Source organism: Pedobacter sp. CAN_A7, assembly GCF_015752175.1.
Lineage (GTDB): Bacteria > Bacteroidota > Bacteroidia > Sphingobacteriales > Sphingobacteriaceae > Pedobacter.
In genome coordinates this window covers 343501-355883 of record NZ_JADOUW010000003.1, presented here as the reverse complement: position 1 = coordinate 355883, position 12383 = coordinate 343501, and the positions used below count along the sequence as shown (strand labels likewise).

The 12383-nt window shown below is 42.1% G+C and carries 7 protein-coding genes; 6 read left to right on the top strand and 1 reads right to left on the bottom strand.

All coding sequences use genetic code 11. The features are described from left to right. The first annotated feature begins 14 nt into the window (after positions 1-14). A complete protein-coding gene (locus IWX76_RS13000) occupies positions 15-809 on the top strand; it encodes an ABC transporter substrate-binding protein (RefSeq protein ID WP_196860357.1) in 795 nt (264 codons plus the stop codon). 85 nt (positions 810-894) lie between these two features. On the opposite strand, the gene IWX76_RS12995 is transcribed toward IWX76_RS13000, so the two are convergent. Next, entirely contained in the window at positions 895-3372 is a 2478-nt protein-coding gene (locus tag IWX76_RS12995; RefSeq protein WP_196860356.1) for a M1 family aminopeptidase, read from the bottom strand. A gap of 235 nt (positions 3373-3607) precedes the next feature. Between IWX76_RS12995 and IWX76_RS12990 the strand changes: the two genes are divergently transcribed. The 5 genes from IWX76_RS12990 (at position 3608) to IWX76_RS12970 (ending at position 12291) form a co-directional block, all read left to right on the top strand. Then, a complete protein-coding gene (locus tag IWX76_RS12990) occupies positions 3608-4294 on the top strand; it encodes a DUF4397 domain-containing protein (RefSeq protein WP_196860355.1) in 687 nt (228 codons plus the stop codon). A gap of 358 nt (positions 4295-4652) precedes the next feature. Further along, positions 4653-7850: a SusC/RagA family TonB-linked outer membrane protein gene (locus IWX76_RS12985; RefSeq protein WP_196860354.1), complete on the top strand. Its 3198-nt coding sequence runs from the start codon at positions 4653-4655 to the stop codon at positions 7848-7850. A 31-nt stretch (positions 7851-7881) separates the two neighbouring features. Further along, positions 7882-9417, top strand: coding sequence for a RagB/SusD family nutrient uptake outer membrane protein (locus tag IWX76_RS12980; protein WP_196860353.1), 1536 nt, complete (start codon positions 7882-7884; stop codon positions 9415-9417). A gap of 176 nt (positions 9418-9593) precedes the next feature. Continuing rightward, positions 9594-9953 (top strand): LiaF transmembrane domain-containing protein, encoded by a 360-nt coding sequence (locus tag IWX76_RS12975; RefSeq protein WP_196860352.1) that lies wholly within the window; start codon positions 9594-9596, stop codon positions 9951-9953. A 133-nt stretch (positions 9954-10086) separates the two neighbouring features. Beyond that, complete coding sequence (locus IWX76_RS12970; RefSeq protein WP_196860351.1) at positions 10087-12291, top strand: outer membrane beta-barrel protein; 2205 nt, start codon at positions 10087-10089, stop codon at positions 12289-12291. The last annotated feature ends 92 nt before the right edge of the window (positions 12292-12383 follow it).

Sequence of the window (12383 nt, the reverse complement as noted above, 5' to 3'; positions counted from 1 at the left end):
GTTATCTTTGTTCAATGCGAAGAACCTTTAGGGATCAATTAAATCGGGAAGTGCAAATAGATTACCCACCTAAACGGGTCATTTCCCTGGTGCCTTCGCAAACCGAACTTTTGTTTGAGCTGGGGTTAAATCAGGAAATCATTGGCCTCACTAAATTTTGTATACATCCGGCAGGGCAGGTAAAGGGTAAAACCACCATTGGTGGGACAAAAAACCTCAACCTCGATTTAATTCGCAGCCTTAAACCTGATCTAATTATTGGGAATAAGGAAGAGAACCAACAACACCAGATCGAAGAACTCATGCAGGAATTTCCGGTGTGGATGAGTGATGTGAACAACCTTAACGATGCTAAAAAAGCCATTGAACACATTGGCGAACTGGTAAATCGTGCGCCAGAAGCCGCTTATTTAAATCACCTGATCAATGCAGGCTTTAACGACCTGCAAAACCTGGCCCTTCAACACCACATCAGGCGATCGGCAGTGTACCTGATCTGGCGCGGACCTTACATGGCGGCAGGCAAAGGTACTTTCATTGATCACATGATGGCTTTAAATGGCATCCATAATGCCGTCACTACTACCCGTTATCCTGAGTTAACACTAACGGCTATTGCAGACCTGCGTCCTGATTTAATTCTACTTTCTTCAGAACCTTATCCTTTTAGCGAAAAGCATATCCAGGTGATCCATGAAGTATTGCCATTAACTGAAGTCCGGCTGGTAGATGGTGAAATGTTTTCCTGGTACGGAAGTCGCCTGGTTAAAGCAGTGCAATACTTTTTCCAATTGCAAAAAGAATTGTAAGTAGGAACCGGCCAACAGTAATAAACAGACAGCGGCCGTATCATCTATTAAATGACCGGCCGCTGTTTGCGCTTCCAAAAAGTAATTACCTCAACTCTTTAATGGCCGCATCAATGTAAGTTAAACTGGCTTGGTCACCTTGTTTCTGCTGTTTCAGCTGTGTTAAAAAGTTGCTTACAAAACTGTTGGCGCCATAAGCCTTGTATTTTAATCCAATGGCTTTTACCGCATCAACACCTTCTTTAATCAGGTTAGGATCACTGGTTTTGCCTAAAATATTCATGTAAGCCGGAATCAATTGCACCTGCTCATTTGTACCTGCAGCTTCAAACTTCTCTTTTACAAAAGGCAGTTCTTTCTCTGTGCCGAATTTAGAATACACATTTACAATGGCTTCCGTTAAAGCTTTGCGGTTGTCTTTTTCCAGAATCCTAGCGGTAGCCAATGATTCTTCTGGCTGTTGTACCGCCAATGCCATTAAGGCCGCACCTTGTACTGCGTACGATTTACTTTCCAGGCTTTTCTTGAAAATAGGTAAGTCTGCAGCAGAATTCCTTGATGCCAAAGCTTCAAGCGCCTGTGCCTGTACTAAAGTATTTGGATCGCTAACCGCCATTTTTTCAATCAGCGGAAATGCAGCAGTGGCTACCGCTGGCGATGTTAAATCTAAAGCCTGCATACTGGCGATTCTGATGCCGTAGAATTTATCGTTCAAACCGGCATTTAATACTTTAGCAGCTTCGGCTTCTTTCTTTTGTGCGCCAGCAGCCAGTACAGCTTCCAGCCTGTCTCTATATAATGGGGCATTCGCATATTGAAAAGCAAACTCACTCAAAGATTTCTCGTCTGTTTTTTCTGCTAACAATATTTTATCTGCATCTACATTCACCAGACTGGGCTTAACAGCAGATGGAAAACTAAAGGTCTGATCGGCAGTAGTCATTGTAATCTGGTGACGTTTCTTTTGTCCGCCAGCATACACGTCTACCGCCATCGGTAAGGTAAACACCTGGCCACCCTGCGTTTGTTTAATGGTTACCTGTTGAGTTTTTGTGGCCTCATTCCATTGGTAACTGATCGTCAATTTTGGATGACCGGCCTGGAAATACCATTGGTTAAAAAACCAGTTTAAATCTTTACCACTTACTTCTTCCATGGCCAGACGCAACTGGTGTGCTTCGCCATTTTTAAAAGCATTTTGCTTCAGGTAGAGGTTCAAACCTTTGAAAAATACATCATCGCCAAGAAAATTACGCATCATGTGTAAAATACGACCGCCCTTTTGGTAGGAAACTAAATCAAACACTTCCTCTTTATCCTCATACTCAAAACGGACTAGTTTTTTGGTCGCATCTTTTTCTGAACCCAGGTAATTAGTAAGGTCCTGGTAATGGTGCTCATCGGCAACATCTTTACCGTACTTATAATCCGACCATAAGTATTCACTGTAATTTGCAAAACTCTCGTTAACGGTTAGGTTGCTCCAGCTTTCTGCGGTAACATAGTTGCCAAACCATTGGTGAAACAATTCGTGAGCGATAGTGCTTTCTGCCTGACTAAAAGTTTCATCAAGCATTTCACGAGCAGTACGCTGTACGTAGTCGCCATGCAGGGTGGCTGTGGTATTTTCCATGGCACCACTTACAAAGTCGCGTACTACCACCTGGCTATATTTATTCCATGGATAATCTACTCCAAGAAGTTTGGAAAAGAATTCCATCATTTCGGGTGTGGTACCAAATATATCTTTGGCAAAAGGAGCGTAGGCAGGCTCCAGGTAATAATTCACCTCTTTATCTCTCCATTTATCCTTATGGATTTTAAAATCACCCACGGCCATCATAAACAAATAGGGGGCATGCGGCAGATCCATTTTCCAGGTATCGGTGCGGGTATTATTACTATTCTTCACCTGACTCACCAGTTTGCCATTAGATAAAGTAACATATTTCGAAGGAACGGTTAAACTTAGTTCAGAAGTGGTTTTCTGATTGGTTCTGTCGATGGTAGGGAACCAGGCCGAAGAAGCTTCAGTTTCACCCTGGGTCCAGATCTGCACAGGTTTACCAGCCACCGTACTATCAGGGTTAATAAAATATAAGCCTTTAGCATCGGTAATGGCCGCACTTCCTTTTGCCTTTAGTTCTTCAGGTTTAGCGGTGTACTCAATAAAAATGGTATAGGTTTCTTCAGGTTTGTACGATTTAGCTAATTGTATTTTCAATTGTTGCTCATCGTACGTATACTTTAGCTTTTGCAAGGATTTTCCGTTAACTAAGGAAACATTGGCAATGTCCATTCCCTTGGCATCCAGCGTTAAAGAGTCGGTAGCGTATGCAAAGGGCTTTAAGTTAAGCCAGGCCTTACCATTCAGCTGTTTTTTAGCATAATCAAACTTCACGTCTAATTTTGTGTGTACCAATGCATTTATCTTCGTGGCAGAGGCCCTGTAATGTATGTCAGCAGGCGCTGTAGTTGCTTTTTCTGTTTGCGCCCAACTTGCATTTACGGCAAGTACAAAAGCCATACACGCAACTGTTGATCTTCTAATGATGTGTTTCATATGAAATTAAAAAGCCCAAAATACATAAAATGGGCTTTAGAATAATCATTGCTATAAAATTGAGGCGCATAATTTCGTGTGGTATATCATCAATTAACCTCGCCTATAAAATCTAATTTATTGGTGTCTTTGTAGGTAAAAGCACTGTGTTATTGATTAATTGGGAGTGGTTTTTGTTTTATGCAGGGTGGCAATCTCATCAGTTGCCTAATATTTACCTTGAAAATTTATCATTATGAAAAACAAATCATTATTAAAAAATGTACTTGCTGGACTATCAATTCTAGCTTTAACTACAGGTTTAACGTCTTGTAAAAAAGATGATGTAGATGAATCCGGAACAACACATGTAAAAGTGGTTAATGCTTCACAGAGTTCAAATGCACAGGGATTTTTTCTGGCTAACACCCCATTAGTGGCTAACGGTCTGGCTTTTGGTACGGCTAGTGATTACATTGCATCGCCTTCTGGAAACAATTTAACTGCAGAGTTTAAAAATGACGGTTCTACCACACCTTATGCTACCGATAACTTCGACTTCGATAGTGGAACACGTTACTCGGTATTTTTAGCGGGTGATGGACAGTCGGCAAGGATTAAAGTATTTACTGACGACCTTGCTGCACCAGCATCTGGGCAAGCTAAAGTAAGGTTTATCCACTTAAGTGACGCTGCACCAGGTAATATTGATATCCGCAGAGGAAATGGCAATAACCTGGTTGTTAACTTATCAAGAGATAACGCCAGTGATTTCACAGCAGTTGCACCAGGTATCTTAGAATTAAATGTATATGCATCTGGCCAGACGACCAGTTTGGGTACCTTTAACCTGGCAGCTTTCGCACCTGATAAGATTTACACGGTTTTCGTAACCGGTAACTCAGCTAGCACCATTAAGGTAAATCAGGTTACACACAACTAATTAAATTTAACACATTATTACCTAGTCGGTTCAACTTGTTGAGCCGGCTTTTTTTTTGAACAAATATCTTGTAATTGAGAGGGACTTTGTTTAATATTGATATAGTATAACTATCGGTATCAGTAATATGTTTAAGGGGGTATTGAGCACAAAGCTTAGGCAGCCCCCGAATTAATAGCTAAATATTTAATCAAACATGATGACGAAAAAGACTAATCAGTATCCTAATTAGTAAAACGGTTTACCATTCCCATCCTAAATTCTTTTTTACCCTGCTGCAAGCAACAAACAGAGCCCCTTGCTGCTAATTTATGTAACAATTAACGCCAAATTATACAACCTAACCAATCGTATCCTTATGAACTTTAAACAATTACTTTGTACAGGTATTCCTGTCGTCTTGTTGATAGGTAATCAAACCCTTGCCACGGCCAAAGCAGGGGTTAGCATGAAGTATCATGCTGCAAGCAATTATTTCGCGCCATTTCAGGCCCAGCAAATCCGAATCAGCGGAACAGTGCTGGATGAAAAAAACCAGCCAATCCCAGGCGTAGGTATTAAAGCTTCACCTTCCGGCCGCTCTGCCGTAACCGGCAATGATGGAAAATTTGTCATTGAAGTAAATAGTGCCACTGAAAACCTGAGCTTTAGCTATATCGGCTATACTACACAAACCCGGCCTGCAGGTTCGGGTGCAGCACCTATAACCATTCGCATGGCTCAGGCCGAAGGGGTGGTGTTAGAAGATATTGTGGTGGTAGGTTACGGTACCCGACGAAAGTCTGATTTAACCGGTTCCGTAGGTTCCGTTAAACAAGAACAACTGGAAGAACGTCCGGCCGCTTCATTGAACCAGGCACTTGCCGGCCGTATTTCTGGTGTGCAGGTAAACACCAACTCCGGTCGCCCGGGCGGACAAACCAATGTGCGTATCCGTGGATTTAGTTCTATTAACACCACCAACAACCCGCTTTATGTGGTGGACGGTATTATTTTGCCGGTAGGTAGCCAAACGCAGAATTCCAGTGCCATCGACTTTTTGAACCCCGGCGACATCGCTTCGGTGGAGGTATTGAAAGATGCCTCGTCCATCGCTATTTATGGTGCAAGGGGCGCAAATGGGGTTATCCTTATTACCACTAAAAAAGGTAGTTCGGCGGGTGGACGTATTTCTTATGATGTAGACTTTAGTGTACCCACTATTGGTCCGCAAAGGGTAGAAATGCTAAATGCACAAGAATATATTGATACGGAGAACCTGGCATACGAAAATGCCGCCACTTACGATCCAGCAGGATTTGCAGCCGGTAATTACACTGACCCCAGGATAAAAAGGTTGTCTTTACCTTTATTATTTGATGCCAGTGGTAATCCGTTATACGACACCGACTGGTTTAAAGAGGCCACTCAGAATAAACTGAGTCAAAACCACCAGCTAGGTTTTACCGGCGGTAATGAAGAAACTACTTTTGGTATGTTTGTAAACTATCGGGAAGATAATGGTTTGTTGCTAAATTCATACCTCAGACGTTATTCTGGAAGGTTTACTATGGAAAGTCAGATTAAACCATGGATGAAAGTAGGTGGTAGCTTAAACTATACCAATCAGGAAGAAAATTTGATAGATATTGGCACGGGAGGATTAAACTCTGTGAGGATGATTACAGAAAGTTTCTCCTTTTTACCAGTAAAATATCCTGATGGAAGCTGGGCCGATAACCAGAATTATCCAGGTGCAGAAGGAGGATCGAATCCGGTACACATCCTAACAGACAGACAATACGTATTGCAAACACAAAACGCATTAGGTAATGTGTACGCCAACATCAGCCTGGCAGAAGGACTGGAATTTCGAAGTGTTTTAGGGGCAAATGTTGTTACCCGCGGTCGTAATGAATACAATGGAAGGGGTCTTTATGGCATCTCCTTTGACCAGCGCGGCAGGGTGTTTCTTGATAACAACCGGGAAAGCTATTGGTCGTTCGAGAATTATATGACCTATAATAAAAGCTTTGCAGAGGACCATGACATTAATGCAACCCTGGGATTATCGTGGCAGGAGACCAATATTTTTGGCTTTGAGGCCAGTGGTGAGAACTTCTCTACAGACTATTTTGGGTCAAACAACCTGGGTTCTGCAAGTAAGCCGCTTCCTGGAGGCTCCAGAAGATCGAGATTTGCCTTTAACTCCTATTTTGGGCGGGTAAACTACACGTTTAAAGATAAATACCTATTTACCTTTACCGGTCGTGCCGATGGTTCATCTAAGTTCGGTGCCAACCATAAATACGCGTTTTTCCCTTCAGCCGCTTTGGCTTGGAAAGTTTCAGAAGAAGATTTCCTGAAAGACAGTGAAACCATTTCCAACTTTAAATTACGTGGTAGCTATGGTGTTACAGGTAACGCTGAAATTAACACTTATGCTTCTCAATCTTTGTTAGGTACAGGCTATTCGGCCATTATTGACGATACCCGGATTACCGGCGTGGGAACAAACAGGCTGGAAAACCCGGATCTGAAATGGGAAAAGACAGCACAATCTGACATCGGGATTGAGTTAGGCTTATTCAATAACCGCATAAACATTGAGGCTGATGTTTATTACCGTAAAACGACGGACATGTTATTGGCCGCACCTGTACCAACATCCAGTGGTTACAGTTCCATTACCAGAAACGTGGGAAGTATGGAAAACAAAGGTTTGGAGTTTGCCTTAAATACAGTGAATATTAATACAGAGGATTTTACATGGAACACCACCTTCAATATTTCCTTTAATAAAAATAAAGTGTTAGAACTTGCTACACCGGCAGATATTTTTGGCCTGGGTAACCCCGGTTTTACCAATGAAACTGGTATCATCAGGGTAGGTGAATCTGTTGGTTCCTTCTGGGGATTAACCCGTTTAGGTACCTGGTCTGAAGCCGAACGTGAAGAAGCCGCCAGATACAATTACAGAGGTGGAAAGCCATTAATGCCGGGCGATGTCAAATACCTGGATGTGAATGGTGATTTTGCGATTAACGACGCCGACAGGATGATTATTGGAAATAATAACCCGGATTACTGGGGCTCCTTTGTCAATAATTTCAAATATAAAAACGTAGAACTGTTGATAGATTTACAGTATTCTTATGGTAATGATGTGTTAGATATGAGTACACACTCTGCAGAGGATCGAACAGGGATTGCCAACAGTTACAAAAGTGTGCTTAATGCCTGGACACCGCAGAACCAGAATACGCCTATTGCTGCCATCCGCGACACGCGTGCAGGCTATGTAACTAATGTTGACACCCGATGGTTACAGGATGGATCATTCCTCCGCGGTAGGAACTTGCTTCTAGGTTATACTTTCCCAACCACCATCAGCCAGAAGTTAAAATTAAGCAGGCTGCGTATTTACACAAGTGTGCAGAATTACTTTCTAATCACTAAATACAGGGGTAACGACCCGGAAGTAACGACCTATAATAATGTTTTCGCTCAGGGACAAACGTTTTTCGATTACCCTAAGCCGACTACATACCTTCTGGGTTTAAACATTGGTTTATAATTTATCAGCTTTCCATTCAAATATTAAGATCATGAAATATAACATAAAACAGCTTCATACCTTGTTCTTGATGGCGCTACTGGTGCTTGGGACAGGTTGTAAGAAATTCCTGGAAGAAAAAGACCCTTCAAATTTATCTCCCGATACCTATTATACCCTGCCTGAACATGCGGAAGCCGCTATTGCAGCAGCTTATGCCCAGACCCGTTTTATTGGCAATGGTGCAGGTATATTTGTGGCCAATTTCTCCATGCTGGAGGTGGTTACCGGTACAGCTAAAACAGAAACAGGGCAGAATTCTGACTTAAACAACCTTGTTGGTTTGTCATACAATGGTGATAACCTGCTGGTGCGTAACTGGTGGAGTGGATTATACAATGTAATTGCACAAACCAATCTTGTATTGGATAAGGTTCCTGGAATTACCCCTATGGAAGAGGGCAGGAAAGCGCAAATTCTTGGTGAAGCCAGGTTTTTACGTGCCTGGGCCTATTTTTACCTGGTTCGTTTGTATGGCGATGTGCCTTTAGTGACAGTGCCGCAGGAGGCTACTTCAGAAGACTTTTTACCAACCAGAACTTCCGCTGAGGAGGTGTATAACCTGATTGTTGATGACCTTACGCAGGCAGAAAACGCCGGTCTCCCTTGGAAGGATGCTAGTGGAAGGGCTAGTCGCGCAGCCGCAGCTTCTTTGCTGTCTAAAGTATACCTCACCATGGCAGGTTTCCCTTTAAACAAAGGGGCAAGTCACTATGCATTGGCCAGGGATAAAGCGCTTGATGTGATCAACAACAGCGGTATTTCCCTTTTTGCTACCTACAACGAGCTGCATAGCCTGAGTCGCGAAAATCAGGAAGAACACATTTTCCAGATTCAATACCTGGCTACTGTAGCGGGTAACCCGATGCAACAATTGTTATTACCTAACTTTAAAAATGTATCTGCCTGGAGTGATGAAGTAGGATCTACGGTTCCAACCGTTCAATTTTATAATTCTTATGAACCGGGTGATCTACGTGCCAAAGACCGCGAAGGGTTCTTTTACACTTCTTACTATGATGGCGGAAGTGGTGCTTTGAAACCCTTAAATGCTCCTTATATCTTTAAACACTTTGATATTGTTGCACACGGTACAGCTGGCTCACCTGGTACTACCCAGTCTGATTTAAACTGGCCACAAATACGGTATGCCGATGTGTTGTTAGTTTACGCAGAAGCACAAAACCGTGCTGATGGCAGTCCGAATGCACAGGCCTACTCCGCGCTCAACGCCATCAGGTCGCGTGCCCAAATACCTGTGCTCAGTGGTTTGTCGCAAACTGCCTTTGAGCAAGCCGTATGGCGCGAACGCTGGCATGAGCTCTGTTATGAAGGTGTCACCTGGTTTGACATGGTTCGTTTGAGAAAAGTGTATAATGAGTCCACCAATGGTTTCGACGAATTTACCGGACATCGTTTTCCAGATAACCCAACGATCGCCCTGGCGGAAAAAAACCTGTTATTTCCTTTACCATCAGCAGAGTTACGAAATAATCCTAACCTGACCCCACAGAATCCAGGTTATTAATAGCTAATAAACTTTCCGGCTGTTCATGGCAATCCTTTATATAACTTTAAGGGATTACCATGAGCAGCCTTTTTATTTACCGGCATAAACGGCACACTTACCGCTTCCAGCCCTATATAGGCCATCAACACCTTGTTGTCCTTACGTTTCCATCGTAGTTTTAAAGAAAAAAGATCATGGAAACGCTAAATAACAACAAAACGAAAAGCTATTTTATCCTTGGAATTGCCTTGCTATTCATTGGGTTATTATCATTTGTAAACAACTTAGGCCTGTATATGCCTTTCTGGGTATTCGACTGGTCTACCATTTTATTGGCCATTGGCTTACTCTTAGGTTACCGTAAAGATTTCAGGGCAGGGGGCTGGATGATTCTGGTATTTATCGGGGGCTTAAACTTCCTGCAAAATATACTGGCGGTTTCACTAACACCATACATGCTTGCCTTATTTTGTATAGGCCTAGGAATCTACCTGCTGGTTAAACCAGGGAAGAAGGATTGTGGCTACGACAAAAAACAAGATCATGGTGTCTAATAAAAAAAGGCCTGCAAGGTGCATAATGGCTTAGGCTTAGCGCTTGTGTTAAAGAACGTTAAAATAGGGGGTGACAATTAAAAAGGCGCCTGTAATCAATTACATTAGCCTTTGCAAACCAACCATTTAACCGATGTGCAAAGCCAGACCTAAATCCGCTAAAAATGCTTCCTTAAACAGGCCTTTACCTTATTTGTTTGCTACTTTGATGTGGTTAAGCGTGTGTTCTGCTGCCGTGTTTGGACAGGATAAACCAACTAAACAGGGCAGTCTTAAACCAGATAGTACGAAAGTGACTGTGAATGAAGGCACACCGCTAAAGGAAGGCGCTCAGTTGAAGGAAGTTCAAATATCTGGAACTAAGCAAACTTTCTACAATAACAAAGGGAATATCAAGGTCAATATCGAGAATACCATTTTTGCCCAAACTCCTAGTGTGATAGAGCTGCTTTCAAAAATGCCAACGGTGCAGCTGAGTAACGACAGGGAAAATATTAATATTATTGGACGTGGTGAACCGCTGATTTATCTAGATAACCAAAGAATTACCGTAAATGACCTCAATAACCTGTCAACAGACGAAATTAAGGCGATAGAAATCATCCACAACCCATCGTCTAAATACGAGGCTGAAGGCAGGTCAGTGATTGTGATCACCAGGAAAAAACAGAAAGAAGATGGTTCAAAGGTGGGGTTAACATCCACAAATTCCTTTAAGAGGTATTTTCATACCAGAAATGGCTTTCAGGTAAACACCAAAAAGAACAAGCTAACGTTAAAAGGCGGTCTGCAATACAATCACCAAAACCTATGGGAAAGTAATGGCAATGATTTCAGCATACCTGCGCAGGATATTGCCACCAATTACAGGGTTTATTCTATTGGTACGCGGATACAAGCTATTTTAAATGGTGGCCTATATTATCACCTTAATGAAACAGATTACTTGTCGGCCGACATTAATAAACGAATCCAGGATGGAGATTTTTTGAATACGACCAATACCACAACCGCACTTCCGGGTGTAACAGATCATATTTACACCCTGAACAACAACCAGGGTGAACGCCCACTTTTTAATGCCAGTATCAATTTTAATAAAAAAGTGAAACAGTTAGACGGACAATTGTTTCTTGGTGCACAATATGCGCAGTTTGCACACGATGTCAGCAATACGGTCTATAACAACATCAATCACACAGCTGCTGTGCTTAACCAAACCAGGCTGCAAAATTATGGAGCAGAGGTAATTACGGGAAGGGCAGACTTTGACAAAATGATAGCCCCTGAAATGAAGCTAGAGGTCGGAACCAGCCTATCAGCAGCAACTTCCAGATCGGGTTTACGCCAAACGGAGTATGATCCTATCATAGAAACTTCTTCTCAGTTCGAATATGGCGAAAGGTTATATGCGGCTTACACGCAACTATCAGGTGAATTAGATAAACTTACCTATACAGCTGGGTTACGGATGGAACATGCTAATAATGAGGGGGAGGGCAGTTCGTCGTCGCTATTGTTGAAAAAGAAAACGACCGACTTCTTTCCAAAGGCATCACTCAGTTTGCCTCTTAGCGATGCCAATAACCTAAGCCTTAACTACGCGAAAACCATTAGCCGGCCAAATTATGCGGCATTAAGCCAGATTACTATCTATATAAACCCATATTTTGAATGGGCGAACAACATCAATATAAACCCCGCCATAAAGCAAGAGTTATCTGCCACAGTCCAACTTAAAAACAGCTCCTTAAGTTTAAGTTATTACAAAGTAAACGATCCGGTGTACTATGCTATTGAATATGATGATGCTAACCGCAAGTTACGCATGATTCATACTAACTATGAGTCGGAAACCGGACTAAACTTAATGGTGACTGTGCCTTTTAAATATAAAAACTGGACAAGTACCAATACCTTTAATGGTGCTGCCAGCAAAGTTAAGGACCCGGCGGCGCGCTCCAATAAAATGAAACCTTACCTATACGTGTATTCCAATAACCAACTGTCACTGCCTGCTGGTTATACTTTGATGATATCGGGATGGGCTATTTCAAAAAGAAATGATGGTGTTTTTGACCAAAGTGCCATGTATGCCATTGACACAGCCTTATCTAAAACCTTTGCTAAGAAACTTACAGCTACAGTAAGTTACAACAGTATACTCAGCAGTACCGAAAGTAAAGAGAACTTTGCGACTAACAATGTGGTAGCCAGGGGTATTTATTATCCAGATGTTCGTGAAGTTGCCCTGAGCATAAAATACGCATTTGGAAACATCAAAGAGTCAAAATTCAAGTATAAAGAAGTTAATGATGGGAAAAGCAGAATCAATTAATTGTTAAATATCTTTTTTATATTGTATTATCAATTCATAAGAATATAAGCACATTACACCAGGTTGCTTGTATATAACTGAATACCGATAAG